Annotated in this window: 22 protein-coding genes; 16 read left to right on the plus strand and 6 right to left on the minus strand. The window is 38.3% G+C overall.

The window, feature by feature from the left end:
- Positions 1–4: 4 nt before the first annotated feature.
- Positions 5–892, minus strand: a complete 888-nt coding sequence (locus tag MED134_RS11315; RefSeq protein ID WP_038599127.1) for an MBL fold metallo-hydrolase — start codon at positions 890–892, stop codon at positions 5–7.
- A 165-nt stretch (positions 893–1,057) separates the two neighbouring features.
- Between MED134_RS11315 and cyoE the strand changes: the two genes are divergently transcribed.
- The 9 genes from cyoE to MED134_RS11360 all read left to right on the plus strand — a co-directional run bounded on the left by cyoE (position 1,058) and on the right by MED134_RS11360 (position 9,028).
- On the plus strand, positions 1,058–1,951 hold the full coding sequence (gene cyoE / locus MED134_RS11320) for a heme o synthase (protein WP_038599130.1): 894 nt from the start codon (positions 1,058–1,060) through the stop codon (positions 1,949–1,951).
- Entirely contained in the window at positions 1,952–2,533 is a 582-nt protein-coding gene (locus MED134_RS11325; protein ID WP_038599133.1) for a heme-copper oxidase subunit III, read from the plus strand.
- A gap of 120 nt (positions 2,534–2,653) precedes the next feature.
- Complete coding sequence (locus MED134_RS11330; protein WP_038599136.1) at positions 2,654–3,631, plus strand: cytochrome c oxidase subunit 3; 978 nt, start codon at positions 2,654–2,656, stop codon at positions 3,629–3,631.
- 25 nt (positions 3,632–3,656) lie between these two features.
- On the plus strand, positions 3,657–4,040 hold the full coding sequence (locus MED134_RS11335) for a cytochrome C oxidase subunit IV family protein (RefSeq protein WP_038599139.1): 384 nt from the start codon (positions 3,657–3,659) through the stop codon (positions 4,038–4,040).
- A 138-nt stretch (positions 4,041–4,178) separates the two neighbouring features.
- On the plus strand, positions 4,179–4,856 hold the full coding sequence (locus MED134_RS11340) for a hypothetical protein (RefSeq protein ID WP_038599142.1): 678 nt from the start codon (positions 4,179–4,181) through the stop codon (positions 4,854–4,856).
- A 26-nt stretch (positions 4,857–4,882) separates the two neighbouring features.
- The gene (locus MED134_RS11345; RefSeq protein WP_038599145.1) at positions 4,883–5,617 is read left to right on the plus strand and encodes an SCO family protein; all 735 of its coding nucleotides are present in this window, start codon (positions 4,883–4,885) and stop codon (positions 5,615–5,617) included.
- 1 nt (position 5,618) lies between these two features.
- Positions 5,619–6,164, plus strand: coding sequence for a DUF420 domain-containing protein (locus tag MED134_RS11350; protein ID WP_035327222.1), 546 nt, complete (start codon positions 5,619–5,621; stop codon positions 6,162–6,164).
- Positions 6,165–6,434: a hypothetical protein gene (locus MED134_RS11355; protein WP_038599148.1), complete on the plus strand. Its 270-nt coding sequence runs from the start codon at positions 6,165–6,167 to the stop codon at positions 6,432–6,434.
- A gap of 128 nt (positions 6,435–6,562) precedes the next feature.
- Positions 6,563–9,028, plus strand: a complete 2,466-nt coding sequence (locus MED134_RS11360) for an outer membrane beta-barrel family protein (protein ID WP_038599151.1) — start codon at positions 6,563–6,565, stop codon at positions 9,026–9,028.
- Positions 9,029–9,173: 145 nt separating this feature from the next.
- On the opposite strand, the gene MED134_RS11365 is transcribed toward MED134_RS11360, so the two are convergent.
- Both MED134_RS11365 and MED134_RS11370 read right to left on the minus strand, forming a co-directional pair.
- Entirely contained in the window at positions 9,174–11,393 is a 2,220-nt protein-coding gene (locus MED134_RS11365) for a TonB-dependent receptor (RefSeq protein WP_038599154.1), read from the minus strand.
- 89 nt (positions 11,394–11,482) lie between these two features.
- Positions 11,483–11,845, minus strand: a complete 363-nt coding sequence (locus MED134_RS11370; protein ID WP_148305663.1) for a hypothetical protein — start codon at positions 11,843–11,845, stop codon at positions 11,483–11,485.
- Between the two features lie 273 nt (positions 11,846–12,118).
- Here MED134_RS11370 and MED134_RS11375 point away from each other — a divergent pair, with 273 nt between their 5' ends.
- The 7 genes from MED134_RS11375 to tsaB all read left to right on the plus strand — a co-directional run bounded on the left by MED134_RS11375 (position 12,119) and on the right by tsaB (position 20,112).
- The gene (locus MED134_RS11375) at positions 12,119–12,820 is read left to right on the plus strand and encodes an ABC transporter ATP-binding protein (protein ID WP_038599160.1); all 702 of its coding nucleotides are present in this window, start codon (positions 12,119–12,121) and stop codon (positions 12,818–12,820) included.
- Positions 12,813–14,057: an ABC transporter permease gene (locus MED134_RS11380; protein ID WP_035327234.1), complete on the plus strand. Its 1,245-nt coding sequence runs from the start codon at positions 12,813–12,815 to the stop codon at positions 14,055–14,057. Before MED134_RS11375 ends, MED134_RS11380 begins: the two co-directional genes overlap by 8 nt.
- A 44-nt stretch (positions 14,058–14,101) precedes the next feature.
- Complete coding sequence (locus MED134_RS11385) at positions 14,102–15,361, plus strand: ABC transporter permease (protein ID WP_038599163.1); 1,260 nt, start codon at positions 14,102–14,104, stop codon at positions 15,359–15,361.
- A 22-nt stretch (positions 15,362–15,383) separates the two neighbouring features.
- On the plus strand, positions 15,384–16,550 hold the full coding sequence (locus MED134_RS11390; protein WP_038599167.1) for an efflux RND transporter periplasmic adaptor subunit: 1,167 nt from the start codon (positions 15,384–15,386) through the stop codon (positions 16,548–16,550).
- 136 nt (positions 16,551–16,686) lie between these two features.
- On the plus strand, positions 16,687–18,144 hold the full coding sequence (locus MED134_RS11395) for a TolC family protein (RefSeq protein ID WP_038599170.1): 1,458 nt from the start codon (positions 16,687–16,689) through the stop codon (positions 18,142–18,144).
- Positions 18,145–18,149: 5 nt separating this feature from the next.
- Positions 18,150–19,430 (plus strand): efflux RND transporter periplasmic adaptor subunit, encoded by a 1,281-nt coding sequence (locus MED134_RS11400; protein ID WP_038599173.1) that lies wholly within the window; start codon positions 18,150–18,152, stop codon positions 19,428–19,430.
- Between the two features lie 4 nt (positions 19,431–19,434).
- The gene (gene tsaB, locus MED134_RS11405) at positions 19,435–20,112 is read left to right on the plus strand and encodes a tRNA (adenosine(37)-N6)-threonylcarbamoyltransferase complex dimerization subunit type 1 TsaB (protein WP_038599176.1); all 678 of its coding nucleotides are present in this window, start codon (positions 19,435–19,437) and stop codon (positions 20,110–20,112) included.
- Between the two features lie 71 nt (positions 20,113–20,183).
- Here the strand turns inward: tsaB and MED134_RS11410 are convergent, their stop codons facing one another.
- From MED134_RS11410 to MED134_RS11420, 3 genes are all read right to left on the minus strand, one after another.
- Complete coding sequence (locus MED134_RS11410; protein ID WP_035327247.1) at positions 20,184–21,002, minus strand: mechanosensitive ion channel family protein; 819 nt, start codon at positions 21,000–21,002, stop codon at positions 20,184–20,186.
- 138 nt (positions 21,003–21,140) lie between these two features.
- Positions 21,141–21,986, minus strand: a complete 846-nt coding sequence (locus MED134_RS11415; RefSeq protein ID WP_038599180.1) for a mechanosensitive ion channel family protein — start codon at positions 21,984–21,986, stop codon at positions 21,141–21,143.
- A gap of 69 nt (positions 21,987–22,055) precedes the next feature.
- Positions 22,056–24,095, minus strand: coding sequence for a thioredoxin domain-containing protein (locus MED134_RS11420; protein ID WP_038599195.1), 2,040 nt, complete (start codon positions 24,093–24,095; stop codon positions 22,056–22,058).

Consider the following 24,095-nt stretch of genomic DNA (forward strand, 5'->3'; position numbering starts at 1 on the left):
ATAATTAATGCTTAGTGATTTCTGTTTCTTGTAGAATGCTTTTGTAAACTGTACTTCTAAATTTTGGTCCAGAGATAAAATCTTTTGCTGTTTCTGCATCTGTAAAAAACGGACCGGTTATAGACTCCATTGCGGTAATCTCCTCTAAAGATACATTGTTTTGAGCAGCTTTTTTTACCTCACTATATACAGCAACGAGCATATCGTGATATTTCTGGTAGTCTGCCTTTGTTGCGAGTGCCCCGTGACCAGGGATGATTTTTGTTTCATCATTTATGAGCATTAATCCTTTTTTTGCAGCGGCAATATCACCTATTATGCTCCCGCCTCTGTTTATATCTATAAATGGGAATCTCCCGTTAAAGAACGTATCGCCTGTGTGAAGTACGTTGCTCTGTGCAAAATAAACTAAAGCATCACCATCTGTATGTGCATTGTGCACGTGTGTTAAAAACACATCATCTCCATTTTGATAGAAGGTTGCATCCTCACTAAAGGTGATTACTGGTAGTCCTGCATTTGCAGTATTTTCATTTTCTGATAGTCTTTTACGCACATTGTCGTGTGCAACAATCATTGCGCCGGCCGCCTCAAAATTTGCATTACCACCACTGTGATCACCGTGAAAGTGTGTGTTTACAAGAAATTTTACAGGATGTGGTGAGATGGTTTTTATAGCTGCGGTAATTTTATCACTAAGTGGCGCAAACTGGTCATCTATCATAAATACACCATCTTCACCGGTAGATATGCCTATGTTTCCGCCAGCACCTTGTAGCATATAGATGTGGTCTGACACTTCTTTTACTGTTATTTCTACATTATCAAAGCGCCCTTGAGCGACACTTATCGTTGTGAGTAAAAGGGCAAGCGAGAGCGTAATATACTTCATAATTGTGAGTCTATTTTTGTTTGTAGTCGCAAGTTATTAATTACGCTTTCGCGAAAGCGCAATTTTAACAATCCCTTGTGTAAAGCTTTCATTTTTTATGAGTTGTACAGATTGCTTTTGTGAGGTATCTTTGCACGACAAAAATTAAAGCAAAAATTACAGTCTTTGAGCGACGTTGCAGTACATACAGAAACCTATTCGGCTTGGTACGATTTTAAGGAAATCACAAAGATGCGCTTATCTATAAGTGTTGTCTTTTCTAGTGTTGCTGGTTACTTTCTTGCGGCAGATACTATAGACTGGCTTGTAGTGGCACTCTTGTCTGTAGGTGGTTACTTTATGGTAGGAGCCTCTAATGCTTATAACCAAGTGCTAGAGCGAGATCTTGATGCACTTATGGATCGTACTAAAAACAGACCCGTAGCCTCTGGGCGTATGTCTGTAAGTACGGCGCTTGCAATAGCAATACTATTTACCATATTAGGTCTAGGTGCGTTGTGGTACGTAAACCCACAGACAGCAATGTTTGGTGGGATTTCTATTTTTATGTACGTACTATTATACACGCCACTTAAGACTAAAACACCATTATCTGTTTTTGTAGGAGCCTTTCCAGGAGCGATACCATATATGCTGGGTTGGGTAGCTGCGACAAATGATTTTGGTATAGAGCCAGGCACACTGTTTATGATACAGTTTTTCTGGCAATTTCCTCACTTTTGGGCAATAGGGTGGTTTCTTTTTGATGACTATAAAAAAGGAGGCTTTGCTATGTTACCTACGGGAAAACGTGATAAGGGTACGGCCTTACAGATCGTATTATACACGGTCTGGACGGTGCTTATCTCACTTGTTCCTGCCTTTGGAGTGACGGGAGATTTATTTTTATCACCTATATCTGCTATTGTAGTGGGTGCTCTGGGATTATTTATGCTGTACTGGGCAATAAAATTGTACCAGAACAGAGATGCAAAAACAGCCAAACGACTAATGCTTTCAAGTGTAACGTATATTACACTACTTCAAATTGTTTTTGTTGTAGATAAATTTTTAAGATAGATGGATTATACTCAAGGAGGAGAACGATTAAAAGAAGAGCGTGCAAAAAAACAAATGCTCTGGTTTGGAATAATAAGTTTATGTATGACTTTCGCTGGGCTTACAAGTGCGTACATAGTGAGTATGGAGCGTCGGGATTGGTTAGAAACCTATGATTTTCCGCAGGCACTTATCATATCTACAGTGCTTATTGTGATAAGTAGTGTGACCATGCATTTAGCTAAAAATGCGATAATTAATAATAAGAAGAGTCTGGGTACGGCGCTATTATTAATCACTTTTTTACTAGGCTTAGGTTTTGTGGCCTCGCAATTTGCTGGTTTTGCATCATTTCAAGAGCAAGGCTTTTATTTTACAGGAGCTTCTAGTAATATTACCACGACATTTTTATTTTTAATTATAGCGGTTCACATCGCACACGTAGTAGCTGGGTTTATTGCTCTTTTGGTTGTAATTATCAATCATTTAAGAGGTAAGTATTCGGCAGAGAGCCATTTAGGATTGTCGCTGGGAGTCACGTTTTGGCACTTTTTAGACATTTTATGGGTCTTTTTATTTGTATTACTCTTTGTGACAAAATAGAGATTGTGAGAACGCTTTCGCGAAAGCGTATCTAAAACCATTATAAATCGGAGTCTGAGTGTTGAATTCCGAATAGAAAATACTTATTTTTGCAACCATTAAATTAACCAATTCTTACGAATGGACACGACTGTGACACATAATAACTCTGAGGAAGGAACTTGGAGTGGTGGAAATCAACCACTAAGAGCAAGCTACGGAAAACTAATGATGTGGTTTTTTATCGTATCTGATGCATTAACCTTTTCTGGGTTTCTTGCGGCTTACGGTTTTTCAAGATTTAAATTTATAGATGCCTGGCCTATTGCAGATGAGGTTTTTACCCACGTACCTTTTGTACACGGTAACTTCCCTATGATCTATGTGGCATTTATGACATTTGTATTAATTATGTCTTCTGTGACTATGGTGCTTGCCGTAGATGCAGGTCATCACTTAAAGCATAAGAGTGTAGCATTCTATATGTTCTTAACGATTATAGGAGGTATTATCTTCGTAGGATCACAAGGATGGGAGTGGGCAACTTTTATCAAGGGAGATTTTGGAGCAGTAGAGACTAAGGGTGGTAAAATCCTTCAGTTTGTAGATACAGAAGGTAACCGTCTTGCCCTTGCAGACTTTGCTATTGAGCAGGCTAGCGAGCGTGAGCAACACTTAGGTAAAAACGGTATCTGGTATGATCAAGAGGCTACACCTACAACATACTCTATAGAGGAGGTAAAAGCAGGATTTGCCGCTACGCCTAATGCACTTATACGTATACAAACACTTACACAAGATGGTGAGAAAACGGTACTCTCTAGAGAAGCGTCACTTGCTAAGCTTAACAAAGATGGTAAGCAAGTAGTAGAAGGAGCAAACCTTATACACAACGAGTACGGAGCGCCACTATTTGCAGATTTCTTTTTCTTTATTACAGGTTTTCACGGTTTCCACGTATTTTCTGGGGTACTAATTAATATCATTATTTTCTTTAATGTGGTGTTAGGTACTTACGAGAGAAGAGGACACTATGAGATGGTTGAAAAGGTTGGGTTATACTGGCACTTTGTAGACCTTGTATGGGTATTTGTATTTACATTCTTCTACCTAGTTTAATTTACCACGCAGACAGTTATATATTATGGCACACGAACATAAACTTGCAATATTTAGAGGAACTTTAAAGTTCAAAAATAACATTCAGAAAATCTGGGGTGTACTTATATTCTTAACCTTAGTAACAGCTGTAGAGGTTGTGCTAGGTATCTTTAAGCCAGAATTCTTAATAGAAACTACATTTATAAGAATGAAGCTTCTTAACTGGATCTTCATTATACTTACTATAGTTAAGGCTTACTATATCACTTGGGACTTTATGCATATGCGTGATGAGGTTAAGGGATTAAGAAGAGCTGTAGTTTGGACAGGTATATTCCTTATTTGTTACTTAGTATTTATACTACTTACAGAAGGAGATTACATCTTTGAGGTTTACAACAACGGTTTCCAGAGTTGGGATTTTTAAGAATCAAACAGTATTTATAAAGCGACTTTCGGGTCGCTTTTTTTATGCGTTTTAATTCCGCTTTCGCGAAAGCGTTATTTCACAAATATTGAAAAGAATACCTCGCTCTATTCCCGTCTGGGATTTATCTTTGTAATTATGAAAAAGAAACTCGTACTGGTATCGCTTTTTGTCTTACCTATAGTTGCTTACCTCTTCTTTGCATCTGGAGTGTATAACTTTGCAAACTTGCCACTTGTTACAGAAAAGGTGGAAGATGTAAGCCGTTATGTAAGTCAAGAATACAAAGTTGTGCAAACGGCAGAGGTACCACTCACATTAAATAACCATATTACACTGGTAGGTTACCTAGGTGATGGTTTAATGCAAAATGAAGGATATACCGCAAACCTTAATTTGATGATCTTTAAATACTTTGAGAGGTATGATGATTTTCAAATGGTACTCTTTGTAAATAAAGGCAGTGAAGAGGTGGTAGAAGCTCTTAAAACAGAGCTTGCTCGTATTTTTGACACCTCAAAAATGCGTTTTGTAGTTGCAACAAAGGAGCAAACGGCAGCACATTTTAAATCACTTGACACAGGTTTATCTATGATGAGTGATGGAGGTCACCCTAATGTGTTCTTGATTGATAAAGCATTATCACTACGCTCTGGTCACGAAGACAAAAAAGCAAATGCTTATGGCTATGATTTTACGCAAGCTGTAGAGATGGGATACCTTAAGGATGATATTAAAATATTACTAGCCGAGTATAGACTAGCGCTTAAGAAAAATAACAATGCGAGTCCTAAGATAGAACAACGCAGAGATTAACAGTCGTTTATAGATTTTTAAAACCAATGAGAAAAAACACCTACATAGGCATCGCGGCCATCGTATTAATTTTTGGAATTATTGTAATCCCAAAAATATACAAGCGCCTCGCAAATGATGATGTATCTCGCGGCGGAAGAATGCACCAAGAAGGTGGTGTGCCTATAGAAGATGCACCAGATGGTCTTGTGTATATTACTCAAAATGGTGTAGATCGTAAAGTGCCGCCTTTTAAGTTTGTAAATCAAGATAACGATACCATAAGCAATGCAGATTATAAGGGTAAAGTATATCTAGTGGAGTTTTTCTTTACAAGGTGTACAGATATCTGTATCCCTATGAGTCATAACCTGCAGGCTATAGCAAAGAAGTTTGAAGGTCGTGATGATTTTGGAATTGCCTCATTCTCTATAGATCCAGAGCACGACCAGCCAGAGGTGCTTAAACAATATCAACAAGATTATGGGGTAACTAACCCTAACTGGCATTTTATGACAGGTGATAGATCTGTGATACGCAAGTTGTCTAATGAAGGTTTTTACCTAGCAACAAATGAAGAAGGAGATGAGACAGATTTATATCACTCGGGACTTTTTGCACTTGTAGATCAAAACGGTTTTATAAGATCTAGACTGGACCCTTATGGAAACCCAAAGCCATATTACCGTGGTTTTGTACCTATGGATAAAGTCGTTCCAGAAGGAGGCGAAACCTCAGAAGTAGATATCTTAATAGAAGACATAAATAAATTATTAAAATAGTATGAGTACCCAAAACCCCACCGAAAAGAAATACAGAAACTGGATTATTATACTCTCTGTAGTGATACCCGTAGCTGTCGCTGTGCTTTTTACCATCAAGCTCAAAGATTTTGGACTAGATGTAGAACCACTTACCTTCTTGCCACCTATCTACGCTGGTATTAATGGGCTTACGGCACTTGTACTTATTCTTGCAGTAAGAGCTATAAAAAATGGTAATAGAGCAACACACGAGCGATTAATGAAGACTGCCATAGGTCTGTCTGTACTTTTTCTTTTAATGTATGTGGCATACCATATGACGTCAGACTCTACATCATACGGTGGTGAAGGTTTTATAAGATATGTATACTTCTTTATACTTATCACACACATCGCACTATCTATTATTATCATTCCGCTTGTGCTATTTACCTATGTTCGTGCGCTTGCAGAGCGATTTGATAAGCATAAAAAACTTGCTCGCATCACTTACCCTATATGGTTATATGTTGCCATAACTGGCGTAATCGTTTACCTTATGATATCTCCATACTACGTGCACTAGATGAAATATATTAAGTACATCGCTATTGTAATTGTTTTTTGTTGCGCTTTCGCGAAAGCGGACTTACAGGCAACCACCACTGCCGCAACCACACAGTGTGCAATGTGTCGCGCCGTTCTTGAGTCTGAAGAAGATAATAGTACTGCAAAAGGAATAAACAACGGTATCAAGTATCTAATGGTGATACCGTACATCTTAGTAGGAGGCGTATTTTACTTTATTTATAAGTCAAAAAAGAAGGTCCCTGCCGAGAATGGGGAAGATGAATAATCAATAGTTCTCTCCATATATTTACATCTTTTGTGATAAGGTTTTATTCTTTAACAAAACCTTAGTATAACTGGACTAAACCCAGCCGTAATTTGCGTGTCTCATAACAGAACCAAATTATCAAAGAGATGAAATATTTATTTACCCTCACCTTACTTGCATTTACTACGCTAGTGTTTGCACAGAGACCAGAGGGAGGAAGACCAGATGTAACTATCACTGGTAAAGTACTAGAGGCAGAGACTAACGTGCCACTAGAGTATGCAACGGTATCATTTACAAATAGTGAAGGTAAAGTTGTAACTGGAGGAATCACAGACCCAAACGGAAACTATAGTATAGAAGTAGCTGCTGGAGTATATGATGTAAAATTTGAGTTTATCTCTTTTGAGACCAAAGTTCTACCTGGTCAAAAGCTATTTAAAAGCACAACGCTACCTACACAAGCACTGGCAATAGATTCACAATCACTAGATGAAGTAATTGTACGTGCCGAAACTACAGAGGTGCAAGTGAGACTAGATAAAAAAATATATAACATAGGTAAAGATCTTACTACAAGTGGTGCCACGGTAAGTGACGCTTTGAGTAATGTACCTTCTGTTACGGTAGATGTAGATGGGGCAATCGCGCTACGTGGTAATGAAAACGTGCGTATCCTTATTAATGGTCGTCCATCTGCTATTGCAGGTTTTGGCTCTGTAGATGCATTGAGCCAGCTACCGGCAGATGCTATTGAGCGTGTAGAAGTAATCACATCACCATCTGCACGTTATGATGCAGAGGGTACGGCAGGTATACTTAATATCATACTAAGAAAAGAGAAAACACTAGGTCTTAATGGATCTATACAAACTAACGTGGGTGATCCAGAACGTTATGGTATCACAGGTAATATAAACTTACGTACAGATAAGTTTAATATCTTTAATACAACGGGCTATAGTAAACGTACATCGCCGGGTAATGCATTTTTTGAAAACAGATTCCTTTCTGATGATGTGACAAATCCTCTTATAGAAGAAACAAGAGAATTTGATAGAAACCGTGGTGGTTTCAACACTAACCTAGGGATAGAATACTTCTTAACAGAAAAGACTTCTGTTACCGCAAGCGGATTTTTAAGACTAAGCGATAACTCTTCTGGAACAGATAACTTTACAGATGAGTTTGATACAAACGGTGACCTCGCTATCTCTAGAACACGTCTAGAGCGCGAGATAGAAGATGATAAAACCTACCAGTTATCTTTAAACTCTATTACAAAGTTTGATGAGAGCGGTCACGAGCTTACTTCTGCATTTCAATATGCAGTAAATGAAGAAACAGAACTTTCTACCATTACAGAGTTTAACACCTTTCCAACAGATGTAACCCTTCCTGCAGAAGATATTACTCAAATAGAAGATCAAACAGAGTACCTTGCACAGGTAGATTATGTAAGACCTATAGGCGAGAATGCCCAGTTTGAGTTTGGTTACAGAGGTAATTTTGAAGAAACAGTTACAGATTATACACTACTAGAACAAGAAGAAGCCGGCGGCGCTTTTATACGTGATGATGGTCTTTCTAATATCTTTACCTATAAAGAAGATGTACACGCTATATACACACAGTATGGTAATAAATTTGGGGACTTCTCATTTTTAGCTGGTCTGCGTTATGAGAACACAAGACAGCAAGGAGCTGTAGATGCTGTTGTAGAAGATAGCGATCTGGGTACTAATCTTGATTTTGATAATAAAACAGATGGTTTATTTCCTACACTTAACTTAACCTATGAGTTTAACGATCGTGAGAACCTTACACTAGGTTATAATAGAAGGATAAACAGACCTAGAGGGCGTTTTATAAACCCTTTCCCGTCACGTTCTAGTGAGGCAAACATTTTTCAAGGTAATCCAGATCTCGTACCATCATTTGCAAGTGCATATGATATAGGGTATTTAAAAAGATGGGATAAAGTAACACTTACTTCATCTATCTATTATCAGTATGAGACAGACTCTTTTGAGCGTATACAAGAAGATACAGGACTAGTCACGGCAAACGGAATTCCTATTATTAGAACCCTGCCTATTAACTTGAGCACAAACCAGCGATATGGAGCGGAGATGGGCGTTCTTTATAACCCAAAAAAATGGTTACGTCTTAACTTTAGTGCAAATGCATTTTTATTTGAAACGGAGGGTGAGTTTAATGGTGTGGATTATGGGGCAAGTAACTTTAGTTTCTTTACAAGGGGTAGTGCAAAAGTGACATTACCGTATAAAATAGACTGGCAAACTAATGTGTTTTATAGAGGGCCACGAAACAATGCTCAAACGGAAACAAAAGGATTCTTGTTTACCAACCTCGCTTTTAGTAAAGACATTCTTAATGATAACGCTACGATAGCTTTTAACGTAAGTGACGTATTTAACTCAAGTAAGAGACAATCATTAACTCAAACAGATTCCTTTGTGAGTGATAGTGAATTTCAGTTTAGAGTGCGTTCATTTAACCTAGCATTTACATACCGTTTTAATCAGAAAAAGCAACGATCAAGAGGTAACCGCGGTGGTGGTGATGATGATGGTGATTTTGAAGGATAACAGTTGTTAATAGATTAAGATATTAGAAAAATCTCCCGCGTTTATCGGGAGATTTTTTTTATATACGCTTTCGCGAAAGCGTATATAAAACCCATAAAAAAGGGCGATTATATAAATCTCCCTTAAAAAATGTGAGTTAGTGATTCTAAAAAGTCACAGCTATTTTTCCTCTTATAAAGAAAGGAGTACCCGGTGTAAAATGAATCTCTTCTACAGGAGCCGGCTCGTTAAAAAGTCTGCTTTCTGTTGCAAATTGTGTTTCATTCCACTCCGTGTCAAATAGGTTTTCTATAATGATTCCATAAGTCCAGTTGTTTACTTTATAATTAAGGTTCATATCTGTAATAAAGTAACCCTCTGCAATAATAGAATTGTCTTCATTTGCAGCTCTGTCATCTATATATCGATACGCTAGAGAACCCGAAAAGGCTCCTAGGTTATCTACATTAATACCCCCTACAGCTGTAAAATCTGGTGCGAGAGGAATTAAATCTGCTCCGTCTGGCTCATCTGTACTCCTAGCATAGGTGTAATTTACATCTGAGTAAGCATATAGCCAGTCGTTAAACTGGTAGCGAGCCCCAAGCTCAACACCCACTCTACGGGAGCGACCGCTAGGTTCTACAATACCTGCATCGCCTACATACACAAATTCTTGATCTAGAAAAAGGCTCCATAGCGCTGCATTTACCACTAGCCTGCTCGCAGGTTTTATAATTGTACCTATGTCAATACCATAAGCAGCGGGTAATATATCTTCCCCTTCATTTGCCACAACGACACGTGTATCATTAGAGTGGAAACCTACACCTGTTTTTAAGAAATATTGAAAGGTGCTAGAGGGTGTATAAATTACATTAAGCTTAGGACTTACAGCAACTTTGTTTTCGCTACGGTTGTCATAAACCGGGCTAAGCTTGTTATTGTAATCAAATTTAAAATAATCAAGACGTAGTGAAGGGTTAATATTCCAGTTACCTTTTTTAAACTTGGCATTAAAAAATGCAAACGCATTAAGCTCATCTACATCGCCATAAGAAAGTCTTTCAAGCGTCTCACGACGATTTTTTGTGCGTGATAATTCAACATCGTTTACGTCATCATATCTAAAGCCAGCACCAGCTTGATAATCTAGATCAAAACTAGCAAGTTCTTTCCCTTTTCTCTCAAAGGTGCTATTAACTCCCATTAGTAAACGATCTTCATATTGCTTTATCTGATCTCCGTTTATAGGATCTTCTAAAAAGAAGGTGAAATTTGAGAACAACTCAAAGTCATATTTAGATAAAAAAGCATTTGTGGTAAACGAGTCGTTTTCATTTAAGTTCTTGGTGTAGCTTAGAGACACATTACTGCGGCTTGTGTTGCCGCCCTCTGTGTCATCTATAGCTCCAAAACGATCTATTAACCCTGCGTCTACAGCGCGCTGTGGTATTTGTCCAGAAGCGTCCCATTTACTTTGGAAGTGCGATACAGTGAGGTCTAGCTTTTCTTCACCAGGGCGGTCATAAACGTACTTACTCATAAGGTTAATACGGTTGAAGTTTTGAGGTGAGTTTACAGGTCCATCTGTAAGATAAACTTCAGAGGCTAGGTATAGCGAATTATATTCACTATTGATAACAGGAAATAAACCAGTAAAGCGTTGCGTATTAAACTGGCCAACTTCTAGCGTGACTTGGATTTTTTCTAAAACATCTTTTAGCTTTAAATCAATATATCCAGCTGTTGCAAAATTACCTTGACTTGCAGTAAAAGGTCCTTTGCCAAATTCTATATTATTTATAGTTTCTGGTATGACAAAGTGTAGATCTGAGTACCCTTGGCCGTGAGCGTGAGAGACCATATTTACGGGTAACCCGTCTACGCTAAGCGCGAGATCTGTACCGTGATCTATGTCAAAACCTCGTAAAAATATCTGTTCTGCCTTACCGCCACCAGCGTGTTGACCTATAATGAGGCCAGGTACTTTCCTTAAAATCTCTTGTGAGGACTTAACAGGGTTGTTTTTTACATCTATATCAACAATGCGACTTAGTTGATCTACTTCAGAAACTATCACAATTTGATCTAGAGAGACCGATGAGGGTGTTAGTATTACTTGCAACGACGTTTGTTGATCTTTTATTACTTCAAGCAGGGTCTCGTGACCTATGCGTGAGAAGTATAACGAGTCGCCTTTTTTTGTATTAGGTATGGCAAAATAACCTGTAGTGTTAGTATGACTATGTTGTCCAGAGGTTTTATTAAAAATGTTTACATCTTCTAGAGGAGACGAGTTAGTGTCTAACACGACACCTGTTATAGATTGCCCGTATAACGGTATAATAAAGAGCATAGCAAATGCTCCAATAAGGAATTTCATATAATATAATTTGATAATTGAATTTTGAGAATGGCATATAGCTTCCCCAGTCCCGAGCGGGTTTAGAGATAAGCTTGATAAAAGGTGATTTATGCTTGTGGGGGCTCAAAAGGCAACCATCTCATAGAGGTATATGGTTTTAAAAGATAGTAGTAATTGTCTTTTTTGGTATGAGCTTGTGGATTTGAAGGTGTTGTATATCTAGAGATAGATAATCTTTTTTCTGTATTATAATTTTCTTTTTTTTGAGGAGCCCCCTTGTCTAAATCTGTATCAAATAGCTTGACGAGTAAGTCGATGCTTTGATGGTTGTGTTGAATATTATTTCCTGTCAGATTAGAGTGCTCGTTATGATGGTGAGCACCGTGGTGTGCACTTTGTGCTATAGCGTGCTCAATAGTGTGGGTCAGTTGTACAAAAGCATCCTTAGTAGAAGAGACAAAACATATCACTGCAATGCACAAGATTAATGCGGTTAATAATTTTGATATGTGTTGCTTTTGTTTCAGAATGTTTGGTTGTTAATTATTGAATCTACGTTTATTTCTTAGGTAGGGTTTCGTTTTAACAAAACCCTAACAAATTTAACTGTAACAGATAATCATCTGTATAGTCTATAAGACTATACGCTACCGACGACTAACCAAAACAACCCGAAGTAGTCTTAACAAGAATTTCACAATTAGTGACAGATTATCTGTCTATATTGTCATAAAGTGTTGACTATGATAGAAATAAAAGATCTTCATAAATCGTATCAAATGGGGAGCAACTCGCTTCACGTTTTAAAAGGAATAGACTTTTCTGTAAAGGAGGGTGAGCTAGTTTCTATTATGGGTTCTTCAGGATCTGGTAAATCTACATTACTCAATATTTTAGGTATGCTAGATGAGGCAGACGAGGGAACATATAACCTAGATAATGTTCCTATAAAAAATCTTAATGAAAAGGTTGCCGCACAGTATAGAAACAAATTTCTAGGTTTCATTTTTCAGTCATTTAATCTTATCAACTATAAAAATGCGTTAGATAATGTCTCTATGCCGCTTTATTACCAAGGTATGAAGCGCGCAGAGCGTACAGATAGAGCTATGCATTACTTAGAAAAGGTAGGCCTTGCACAATGGGCAACACACCTGCCTAGTGAAATGTCTGGAGGTCAAAAGCAAAGAGTTGCCATCGCGAGAGCACTAGCAAGTGACCCAAAAGTACTACTGGCAGATGAGCCTACGGGAGCACTCGATACAAAAACTTCTTACGAAGTAATGGATCTCATACAAGGTATAAATGATGAGGGTAAGACCATACTTGTGGTAACACACGAACCAGATATTGCAGAGATGACTAAGCGCATTGTAAATCTAAAAGACGGTCGTATCATAGATGACTCTGTTGTAAATCAAGTAAAAGCAAGTTTACATGTTTGATGTAGAGCGCTGGCAAGAAATATTTGAAACTATAGGTAAGAACAAGCTTCGCACCTTTCTCACTGGGCTATCTGTAGCTTCGGGTATATTTATATTAGTCATTCTTCTAGGTTTTAGTACGGGTATTCAGAAAGGGGTAAAAACACAATTTGCTCAAGATGCAGAGAGCCGAGTAAATGTATGGACAGGTGTTACTACAAAAGAGTACGCAGGTCTCAATCCTGGCCGTCGTATCCAGATGCACAATAGTGATTTAGAAAATGTAGATCAAAAATTTGGCGAAGCAATAGAACATCAAACTGGTTTATACAATATCTGGGGAGGACTTGTTAACTATGGCAACGAAACTGGTAATTATAGAATAGAAGGTGCAAACTATGGACAGCAGTTTATTGAGAATGCTGGGCTATCTGCAGGTAGATTCTTAACTCAAAAAGACGAAGAAGAAGGTGTTAAAGTTGCCATCATAGGCCAGAAGGTAAAAAACGACCTTTTTAAAACAGAGCAAGCAGTAGGAGCAACTATTAAAATTATGGGTATAAACTTTCTAGTAGCGGGAGTATTTACAGACCCTGGAGGAGAGCGTGAGGAGTCTCGTATTTTTATACCACTCAGCACGGCACAACGCGTTTTTAATGCAGGAGACAAGTTAAGGTCTATGGCATTTACAGTAAAAATGTCTGATAATTTTGACGAAGCCGTAGCACTTTCGGCAGCAGTGAGTCAAGGTATAGAAGATGAGATTAAGTCTAGATATCAAATCTCACCAGATGATCGTAGCGCCGTGCGTGTGCGTTATAATTTGGAAGAAGCACAAAAAATTTATAGCCTCATAGACACCATACGTATGGTGTTCTGGTTTGTAGGCATAGGTACAATTATAGCAGGCGTGGTAGGTGTAAGTAACATAATGCTCATCATTGTAAAAGAACGTACTAAGGAGATAGGTGTGCGCAAAGCACTAGGAGCATTACCAAGCTCTATAATCGGGATGATATTGCAAGAGTCTATTTTTATAACCGCAATAGCTGGCTTCTTAGGGCTGTTTTTAGGTGTTGGTTTATTAGAGTTAATTGGCCCACAGATAGATAGTGATTTCATCAAGTTTCCTCAGGTAGATTTTGTGACTGCGATGTCAACAGTAATTATTCTTATTGTAGCGGGGGCTCTTGCAGGTTACATACCAGCAAGAAGAGCGGCAAATATTAGACCTATAGAAGCATTAAGAGATGAGTAGTATGGAGAGCTATACCGCTTTCGCGAAAGCAAAAAAAGAATATAATGTTTAGTAAAGATCGTTGGAACGAAATACTAGAAGCACTTAACGCAAACAGGTTTAGAACCCTGCTTACGGCATTTGGTGTGTTTTGGGGTATACTTATTTTAGTTTTACTACTTGCACTTACTAATGGGTTGAAGAATGGCGTTTCGGCAGATTTTGGTGACTTTGCCACAAACTCGATGTTTATGTGGTCACAAGGAACCTCGATGTCATATAAGGGTTTGCCTAAGGGACGTTATTTCAATTTCAAATTAGAAGATGTAGATGTTTTACGGGAGAAGTACCCACAGTTAAAATACATCTCACCTAGAAATCAGCTAGGAGGTTATAATGGTGCAAATAATGTTACCTATAAAGAGAAGACAGGCGCTTATAGCGTTTACGGTGATTATCCAGAATTTATAAAACAGCAACCACAAGATATTACTTCTGGTCGCTACATCTCTTATTCTGATATAGAAGAGAAAAGAAAAATATGCATCATAGGTGAAGATGTTGTAAAGGGTCTTTATGACAAAGGTGAAGAACCGCTTAATACCTATATTAAAATAAATGGTGTCAACTTCTTAGTAGTAGGGACATTTAAAGACCCAAAGAGTAGTGGAGATGCAGAGGAGTCTGCAAATACAATTTTTGTTCCTTTTACTACATTTTCGCAAGCTTTTAATCGTGCAGATAATGTAGGGTGGATGGCTATAACGGCGCACGACGGTACAAGTATCACGAGCATAAAAGAACAAGTTTTTACGACAATGAGGGAGCAGCGCTCTATTCATCCAGATGATAAAAGAGCCATAGGCCATTTTGACCTTGCCGAAGAGTTTGGGAGAGTGATGGGGCTATTCTCAATACTCACTTTTGTAGGATACTTCGTGGGGTCTCTTGTACTACTTTCTGGAGTGATCGGGATAAGTAACATTATGCTCATAGTAGTAAAAGAACGTACCAAAGAGATAGGAGTACGTCGCGCTCTAGGTGCAACACCTTGGGAGATTAAATCTCAAATATTACAGGAGTCACTAGTACTCACCATAATTTCTGGTATGGCAGGTATTGCAGTTGCTGCTGGATTTATATGGGTGATGAATAGTATACTAGATCAAGTAGGTAAAGTAGATAACTTTGCAAATCCTTCTGTAAATATTACAGTAATCTTTATCGCCCTCGCCATACTCATCATCTCTGGATTACTCGCTGGTTTTATACCTGCAACAAGAGCTATACAAATGAAACCAATAGACGCATTAAGAATAGAATAATACAATCCAATCATATAATAGAATGAAACGCACAGGAACCATTTTCACGCTCGTACTAATCGCAGTATTTTTCTCCATAGGTATCTGGTATATCTACACAAAAGATAAGCAGGACCCAGTGGTGTATACCACAGAGCAAGCGACTAACCGTACAATTGTAAAGAAAACAGTTGCGACAGGAAGTATTGTCCCAAAAGAAGAGGTGCTCATAAAACCTAATATCTCAGGTATTATAAAAGAGGTATATGTAGAGGCTGGAGATAATATTAAAGCTGGTGACCTTATTGCCCAGATAGATGTAGTGCCTAATGTATCATCACTTACTAATGCAAAAAATAATATTGCAGGAGCAAGAACTACCGTAGAGACAGCAAGACTAGCACTTGCAAATCAAAAGAGCATTTATGATAGACAGAAAGCGCTTTTTGATAAAGGTGTTATCTCTGCAAATGATTTTGATAATATTAGAAATACCTATAACGCTGCAGAGCAAAGACTCAAGCAAGAGCAGGTAAACCTGCGTAGCGCTTCTCAAAATTATGACATTATAAAAACGGGAACCACCAGTGGCTTAGGTAACGCAGCAACTACTCAAATACGATCTACTATTACAGGTATGATTCTGGACGTGCCAGTAAAAGCCGGTAACCAGGTAATAGAGGCAAATAACTTTAATGATGGTACCACCGTTGCTACGCTAGCAGATGTTGAAAAGATGATCTTTGAAGGTAAGGTAGACGAGAGCGAAGTGGGTAAAATAAAAGAAGATTTACCACTTGAGATTACGGTAGGAGCTATAGAAAATAAAGTTTTTGATGCTACCCTAGATTACATCGCTCCAAAGGGCGTTGCCGAAAATGGCGCCATACAATTTGAAATAAAAGGAACCCTAGCAAAGAAGGATGACGATACCTTCATACGTGCAGGCCTTAGTGCAAATGCAAGTATTATTTTAGAAAAGGCAGAAGATGTACTCTCTATAAAAGAAGCGCTTGTACAATACGACCCAAAAACAAAAACACCTTATGTTGAGGTGGCAACGGGAGATCAAGAGTTTAAGAGACGTGATATAGAAGTAGGAGTAAGCGATGGCATCTTTGTAGAGGTAAAGAGCGGTATCACAGCAGATGATAATATCAAAGTTTGGAATCAACTTAAAGCACCAGCAGGATTTGGTGGAAGGGGATAAAACCCTTGATTAAGAGTGGGTAGGAGTTTCTTTTTTACGCTTTCGCGAAAGCGTACACCTATACCGAAAAAAAATAATTAACAGTTTTTGTAACATATAACCGTTTCAATAGTCATATTGGACATCAATCTAGATTATGAAAAAAGCCATTTTATTTTGTATCACAGCCTTACTAGCTCTTACCACCTTCGGGCAGGAGAGAAAGTGGACTCTTCAAGAATGTGTGCAGTATGCGATAGAGAATAATATCAACATACAGCAAACTACGCTAGACCTTGAATCAGCAGCTATAGATAAATCTGATGCCGTAGGAGCATTTTTACCTACACTTAATGGTACTGCTAGTAACAGCTGGCAGACAGGTCTAACGCAAAACGTTCTTACCGGGGTACTAGAGTCACAACAAACACGTAACTCGTCTTTTGGAGTAAGCTCAGGAGTACGATTAATTAATGGTTTTAGAAACCATAAAGTACTAGATAGAGCAGAGCTTAGTAAAATAGCGGCAGACTATAATATTGCAAAGCTCAAGGATGATGTAGCACTTAATGTTGCCGTAGCTTACCTACAAGTACTACTTGCAAAGGAAAGTGCAAAGGTGATAATCACACAAAACGCGGTTACACAAGAGCAAATAGATCGTACTCAAGAGCTGGTAGACGGAGGTGTGTTACCTAGAGGTGACTTACTTGAGATAAGAGCTACAAATGCAAGCGAAAGACAACGTATCGTTGCTGCCGAGAATTCAATAGCGATAGGACTTGTAAATCTTGCACAGCTACTAAATATATCAGATTTTGAAAATTTTGATATCGCAGATGGTAATTATACTGTACAAGGCGAGAGTATACTTGATACACAACCAGAAGTACTTATAAGTTCTGCAAAAGACAATAGATACGACGTAAAAATCGCCGAACAAAATGAGGCGATTGCACAAAAAGATCTTGAGATAAGCAAGACTGGTCTATACCCCACACTAGATGCATTTTTTAATTATAATACTAGAGAGTCTAACAGAGCAAGTGGTTTTAATACGATTCTTGATCCAGATAATCCAGTTATAGATTCTGGTAACCCTATAGGAGTAGTAGGTGCTACAGGAGATGTGGTAACCAGCTTAACGCCTAATATTATAGGAGGCAATGAGATAGGTCCTCTACCATTTATAGAGCAGTTATATCTTAATGATGGTATTTCTTATGGTTTATCTTTGCGAGTGCCTGTTTTTAATGGATGGAGTACAAAAAATCAAATAAAGCGTAGCAAGGTAAACGTGATGCGTGCAGAGTATCAAAAAGAGCTTGCAGAGCAAAACTTAAGAACAGCAGTTTACCAAGCGTATACAGATGCAAAAGCTGCAAAAGAAAGTTATGAAGCAGCAAAACTTGCTGTAGAGTCGCAAGAGCTAGCTTATCAATATGCAAAAGATAGGTATGATGTAGGGCTTACTAATGCTTTTGATTTTAGCCAGAGTAAATTACGTTATGATAACGCACAGATAGAACTTGCACGTTCTAAGTATGATTATATTTTCCGTATAAAGGTATTGGAGCTCTATTTTGGAGTGCCAGTTACCGAACTAAAATTCTAACCAAAATGAGTAAAAAAACACTTTTCATCTTACTAGGTATTGTTGCCATTGTAATTGTAGCATTAATAGCCGGCAAGAAATCTGGAGCGTTCGGTAAAACCGGAAACTTTAAGGCTGTCGAGACTCAAAAAATTGAGAGAGCAACTATTATTGAAACAGTTGCAGCCACAGGTAAAATACAACCAGAAATAGAAGTAAAGCTCTCTTCTGAAGTATCTGGAGAGATAATAGATTTACCTATTAAAGAGGGGCAAGATGTTAAGAAGGGTGACCTGCTGGTTAAAATCAACCCAGACTTAGTACAAGCACAAGTGAGCCAGTCTCAAGCAGCTTTGCAAAATAGTCGTGCTGGTTTATCACAAGCAGAGGCCACGCTCAACCAGGCAAAACTTACTTTTGAACGTAACAAACCACTTTTTGATAAAGGGGTTATTTCAAAGGCAGATTTTGAGCGTGCAGAGTCTGACTATCAGATAGCACAGGCTAATCGTCAGAGTGCCTTTTATAATGTACAGAGTGTAGCTGCACAAGTGAAGCAAGCTACAGATAACTTAGGCCGTACCTCTATCTTTGCACCGCGAGATGGTACCATCTCTATGCTTAATGTTGAGCTAGGTGAGCGAGTAGTGGGTACAGCACAAATGGCAGGTACAGAAATTGTGCGCGTTGCAAACCTTCAAAATATGGAGGTAGAGGTAGATGTAAACGAAAATGATATCGTAAAAATACAAGTAGGTGACTCTACCATTGTTGAGGTAGATGCATATCTTAAAAAGAAATTTGCAGGAGTAGTTACAGAGATTGCAAACTCTGCTCAAGCAACTCTCACAGCAGATCAGGTTACAAATTTTAAAGTAAAAGTACGTATCCTTGAGGAGTCGTATAAAGATCTTCTAGAGGGTAAAAAAGATACTTACTCACCGTTTAGACCAGGGATGACGGCAACGGTAGATATTATAACAAAAAAACGTAATGATATTCTAGCTGCTCCTATAAGCGCTATAGTTGTAAAAAGTGATACTAGTGCGACTAAGAGATCTAGTGCAATAGCAAGTGATGTTACCTCAGATGAGAAGTTTGAGTGCGTATTTATAAAAGATGGTGACACCGCAAAGCTTAAAGTTGTAACTACAGGTATACAAGATGATTCAAAAATTGAAATTCTCTCGGGCCTTGAAGAAGGAGATGAGATCATTACAGGGCCTTATAGCTTAGTAGCAAAATCACTCAAAACAGGCGATAAGGTAGAGCTAGAAAATCAAGAAGAAAAGAATACAGAAGAATAAAAGAATGACACACATATTATGTCTAGAGACAGCCACCACAAATTGTTCGGTGGCTTTGTCTATTAATGGAGAAGTCGTGATGATTCAGGAGGATAATGCAAAAAAGTATTCTCACGCAGAGCGCCTGCACACTTTTATTAAAGAAGTTTTAGATAAAGCAGGTGTTGCTCAAGAAAAACTAGATGCCATAGCGGTAAGTAAAGGCCCAGGGAGTTATACGGGGCTGCGCATAGGAGTTTCGGCGGCAAAAGGTCTCTGTGCTGCGCTAGACATACCCTTAATTGCTGTAGAGACGCTTAGATCGCTTTCGCGAAAGCAAAACCTTACTCATAATGAGCTTGTAGCACCTATGCTAGACGCCCGCCGTATGGAAGTGTATAGCGCTATTTATGATAGTGAGGGCAATGTTATAAGAGGTACAGAAGCACAAATACTAGATGAAACCTCATTTACCGAATATTTAGATAAGAGCATTGTACACTTTATAGGTAATGGAGTTGAAAAATTTCAAGAAGTATGTACACACCCTAATGCGAGATTTGTAACTAGTGAATTGCCTAGCGCTGCGCAAATGGCGGGGATTTCAAACCAAAAGTTTCAAGAAGGATTATTTGAAGATGTAGCCTATTTTGAACCTTATTACCTTAAAGATTTTATTGCTGGCAAGCCTAAGAAAAAATAAGCACAGTTTTATAAATGACAAACGCCCTTAATGTAAATATTAAGGGCGTTGTCATTATGAGGGACTTGATATTATGCCTCTTTCTGTATCTCGACAGCGTGAGGGTAAGGTATTTCAATTCCAGCTTTGTCAAGCTCGATTTTACAGTTTTCAATAGTTTGGAAGTACACATCCCAGTAGTTTTCTGGTGTTGCCCACGGGCGTACCTCATAGTTTACAGAGCTCTCTGCAAGTTCACCCATATTTACAGATGGAGCAGGTACTTTAAGTACATTTTCTTGAGACTCCATAGCACGCATTAGGGCTTCTTTGGTAGCTTTAATATCTGCATCGTATGATACACCTATTGTAAGGTCTACACGTAGTTCTCCTAGCTCTGTATAGTTCTTTATGTTACCATTAGATAGTGCGCCGTTAGGTAAGATTACTAGCTTATTACCTGGTGTAGATATTTTTGTAGTAAAGATTTGAATCTCTGTCACAACACCTATTTCGCCTTGAGCTTCTATAAGATCTCCTACTTTAAAAGGTTTAAAAAGTATTAAAAGTACACCTCCAGCAAAGTTAGATAATGATCCTTGTAGAGCAAGACCTACAGCAAGACCAGCAGCAGCAAGTATCGCTGCAAAAGAAGCGGTGTCTATACCTAACTGACCTAAAATAGCAATGATAAGAAGTACTAGCAATATGGTTCTTACTAGGTTAGACAAGAACTTTTCTAGGGTCTTGTCCATATTTTTATTCTTCTCGAGCATTTTTTTGAAAACTTTCATAAGTTTTCCAATAACCCATTTACCTACAATCCATATGACAACGGCCATAAGTATTTTAAGCCCGTATTCTGATCCTTTTTCGATAGCTAGATCAATCCATTTTTGATAGTCTTCCATTACAATGTTTTTAGTTTAAGTTGTTTTGATACTTTAAAACTAAAAAAAACGCTCATAATAAAAATTATGAGCGCGTTATATTCTTGTAATTATTTAATAATAAGCATAGGTCTATACTTATGTGTCTTTCATCTATAACTATTCTTGTTTGTACAGATGCACATCACGCTGCGGGTAAGGTATTGTGATGCCTTGAGCCTCTAGTCTTTCTTTTCCTTCTTCAAGCACGGTCCATCGTAAGTTCCAAAAATCATCTATATGTGCCCAATATCTTAATGAGAGATTAACGCTGCTATCGCCTAGTTCTGCGAGCACTATCATAGGTTCTTTTCCTTCTATTTGTAACACAGTTTCTTGCTCATTTACTAAATCTAGTAGAATGTTTTTTGCAAGCTTCACATCGTCGTCATAACCTATGCCAAAAGTAAGGGCTTCTCTACGTATTCCCTCTTCTGTAAAGTTTACAATGGTTTCATTAGATAATTGTCCATTAGGAATGATAGCAAGTTGGTTTCCAAAAGTATTGAGCTTGGTCTGGAAAATAGAAATTTCCTTTACGGTTCCCTCTTGTCCTTGGGCTTTTATAAAATCTCCTACTTTAAATGGTCTAAGTAATAGTATGAGCACACCACCAGCAAAGTTTGCAAGTGACCCTTGTAGCGCAAGACCTATAGCAAGACCTGCAGCACCTATAATCGCAACAAGCGATGTGGTTTTTACTCCTAGTTGAGTGATTACAGTAACAAAAAGTATAATTTTAAGTGTCCAGTTTATAAGGTCTTGTGCAAATTTTTCTAAAGTAGGATCATAGTCTCTATGCTCAAAAAACTTGCGAGTAAAACGTTTTATGAGGCGTATAATCCAGAGACCTACAAATAACAATATAAGTGCACTTATAAACCCTGGGATAAAAGCCCATATCCAGTTTGCAGCGCGTTTTATATATTCTTCGTACTGGCTTAGTGTACTTAAGGGGTCGTTCATAACAATGTATTTTTTTACAAAGTTGAAAATAACCCCTAAGGTTCTATAAAATGTGGGGATAAACTTCTGTTAAAGTTCTATGAGTTTTAAGGCTTCCTTAACTGTTTTTACTGGTAGTTTACACGCATTGTTAACGCATACATAAATTAATGTTTCACCTTCTAGGTATCTGCCTTCAAAAATTTCTTGTTTGCTAGCGGTAGTAGTGGCAGCAATTAATTTATTTGGCAAATATTCTTGCTCTAATTCTGCGAGAATGTTTTGAGCATCTGGCCCTACCACTACAAGCTCATAATAAGGCTTTGTGTAGTTGAGCATAAGGTCCATCCAGTTAGAAAAACTAGTAGGGCTTTGTGTGAAGTTAGGCTGCATATTATTGAGCATAGCAGCTGCGGTATCTGTATATGTTTTATCTAGATAATAGTGCGATAGGGTAAAAATGTTTTTTGCCATTATCGAGTTTGATGACGGGATCACGTTATCATAAAACTCAGTGTTTCTAGAAGACAGTGTAGGGTCTTCATTTGAGGTAAAATAGAAGAGTTTATTTTCGGCGTTTTGAAAGTGAGTAAACGTATAGTCTGTTAGACTTTTTGCCTTCTCTAGCCATTGCTCATCCATAGTGACTTCAAAAAGGGCAATAAAAGCATCTATAGTTGCAGCATAATCTTCAAGGTATGCGTTTATAGTGCTCTTGCCATCTTTATAGGTTCTATTAAGCCCCCCATCTTTACGAAGCAGATTGTCTACCACAAAATTTGCATTCTTAAGAGCTGCGTCAAGAAATTCCTTTTCGTCAAAAACGCGGTAGGCGTCTACATAACCTTTGGTCATTAAGCCATTCCAAGAGGTGAGAATTTTGTCATCTAGGCGCGGTTTTTCTTTTTTGCTTTCGCGAAAGCGTAATAAATCCTCACGCCACTTACTCTTTTTAGTAGTAAGCTCTTCTAGCGAAATCTGGTGCTCCTTTACAAAATCTGTATCTAGATCTTGCCTTATAAGCACATAGTGATCATTCTCCCACTTACCGTAATCATTGATGTTGTAATAAGCGCTAAAGAGTTTAAAATCATCTCCTACAAGGTTCTTAAGCTCCTCTTCTGTCCATACATAATAAGCACCTTCTTCTAGCTCACCGTCTGGGGTGAGGCTGTCTGCATCTAGCGCGCTGTAAAAACCTCCCTGAGAAGTAGTCATCTCTCGCTTTATAAACTCGAGTGTCTCATACACGGTTTCTTTATAAAGCGGATTTTTAGTCTTTAAGTAAGCGTTTGAGTATAGACTTACGAGCTGAGCATTATCATATAGCATTTTTTCAAAGTGGGGGATATGCCATTTTGTGTCAACACTATACCTCGCAAAGCCACCACCCACTTGATCATTTACCCCGCCAAAGGCGATTTGCTCTAGTGTGGTATTTACATACTCAAGTATCTCGTCATCATTATTTTGATGTGCGTAGCGCAGTAAGAATTCATAATTATTAGGCATCATAAACTTTGGCGCTCTGTTGAGACCACCTTGACGTGTGTCCCATTGTCGTGACCACTTCTCAATAGATGTTTGGAGTGTGTCTATAACAAAGCTGGGTTTATTAGGGTTAGGTGTTACAAGGTCCATTTGTGCAAGCCCCGTACCTAGCTTATCTGCATACTCCACCAGCTTGTTAGGGTCTGATGTGTAGATGTCTGCAACTTGACCTAGCGCGTTGAGCCAGTCTTCTTTTGAAAAATAAGTGCCACCCCAAACTGGTCTTCCATCTGGCAATGCTACAGCATTAAGAGGCCAGCCACCGCGACCTGTCATAAGCTGTACAGCATTCATATATACATTATCTACATCTGGTCTCTCCTCGCGGTCTACTTTTATATTTATAAAATTTTCATTCATAAACTGAGCGACTAGAGTATCTTCAAAGCTCTCGTGCTCCATCACGTGACACCAGTGACACGATGAGTACCCTATACTTACCAGTATGAGTTTGTTTTCTTTTTTTGCTTGAGCGAGCGTTTCGTCGTTCCAGGCTTTCCAGTCTACAGGGTTGTGGGCGTGTTGTAAAAGATAAGGGCTTGTTTCTTTTATAAGGTCGTTTGTATAATCGTGTTGCAT

The sequence above is a fragment of the Dokdonia sp. MED134 genome (genome assembly GCF_000152925.2).
In the GTDB taxonomy this organism is placed as follows: domain Bacteria; phylum Bacteroidota; class Bacteroidia; order Flavobacteriales; family Flavobacteriaceae; genus Dokdonia.

Excerpts from the sequence above, each read along its gene's own strand:
- MED134_RS11315 (WP_038599127.1), bottom strand. The coding sequence starts at position 892 with ATGAAGTATATTACGCTCTCGCTTGCCCTTTTACTCACAACGATAAGT.
- MED134_RS11325 (WP_038599133.1), top strand. The coding sequence starts at position 1,952 with ATGGATTATACTCAAGGAGGAGAACGATTAAAAGAAGAGCGTGCAAAA.
- MED134_RS11330 (WP_038599136.1), top strand. The coding sequence starts at position 2,654 with ATGGACACGACTGTGACACATAATAACTCTGAGGAAGGAACTTGGAGT.
- MED134_RS11335 (WP_038599139.1), top strand. The coding sequence starts at position 3,657 with ATGGCACACGAACATAAACTTGCAATATTTAGAGGAACTTTAAAGTTC.
- MED134_RS11340 (WP_038599142.1), top strand. The coding sequence starts at position 4,179 with ATGAAAAAGAAACTCGTACTGGTATCGCTTTTTGTCTTACCTATAGTT.
- MED134_RS11345 (WP_038599145.1), top strand. The coding sequence starts at position 4,883 with ATGAGAAAAAACACCTACATAGGCATCGCGGCCATCGTATTAATTTTT.
- MED134_RS11350 (WP_035327222.1), top strand. The coding sequence starts at position 5,619 with ATGAGTACCCAAAACCCCACCGAAAAGAAATACAGAAACTGGATTATT.
- MED134_RS11355 (WP_038599148.1), top strand. The coding sequence starts at position 6,165 with ATGAAATATATTAAGTACATCGCTATTGTAATTGTTTTTTGTTGCGCT.
- MED134_RS11360 (WP_038599151.1), top strand. The coding sequence starts at position 6,563 with ATGAAATATTTATTTACCCTCACCTTACTTGCATTTACTACGCTAGTG.
- MED134_RS11365 (WP_038599154.1), bottom strand. The coding sequence starts at position 11,393 with ATGAAATTCCTTATTGGAGCATTTGCTATGCTCTTTATTATACCGTTA.
- MED134_RS11375 (WP_038599160.1), top strand. The coding sequence starts at position 12,119 with ATGATAGAAATAAAAGATCTTCATAAATCGTATCAAATGGGGAGCAAC.
- MED134_RS11380 (WP_035327234.1), top strand. The coding sequence starts at position 12,813 with ATGTTTGATGTAGAGCGCTGGCAAGAAATATTTGAAACTATAGGTAAG.
- MED134_RS11385 (WP_038599163.1), top strand. The coding sequence starts at position 14,102 with ATGTTTAGTAAAGATCGTTGGAACGAAATACTAGAAGCACTTAACGCA.
- MED134_RS11390 (WP_038599167.1), top strand. The coding sequence starts at position 15,384 with ATGAAACGCACAGGAACCATTTTCACGCTCGTACTAATCGCAGTATTT.
- MED134_RS11395 (WP_038599170.1), top strand. The coding sequence starts at position 16,687 with ATGAAAAAAGCCATTTTATTTTGTATCACAGCCTTACTAGCTCTTACC.
- MED134_RS11400 (WP_038599173.1), top strand. The coding sequence starts at position 18,150 with ATGAGTAAAAAAACACTTTTCATCTTACTAGGTATTGTTGCCATTGTA.
- tsaB (WP_038599176.1), top strand. The coding sequence starts at position 19,435 with ATGACACACATATTATGTCTAGAGACAGCCACCACAAATTGTTCGGTG.
- MED134_RS11410 (WP_035327247.1), bottom strand. The coding sequence starts at position 21,002 with ATGGAAGACTATCAAAAATGGATTGATCTAGCTATCGAAAAAGGATCA.
- MED134_RS11415 (WP_038599180.1), bottom strand. The coding sequence starts at position 21,986 with ATGAACGACCCCTTAAGTACACTAAGCCAGTACGAAGAATATATAAAA.
- MED134_RS11420 (WP_038599195.1), bottom strand. The coding sequence starts at position 24,095 with ATGCAACACGATTATACAAACGACCTTATAAAAGAAACAAGCCCTTAT.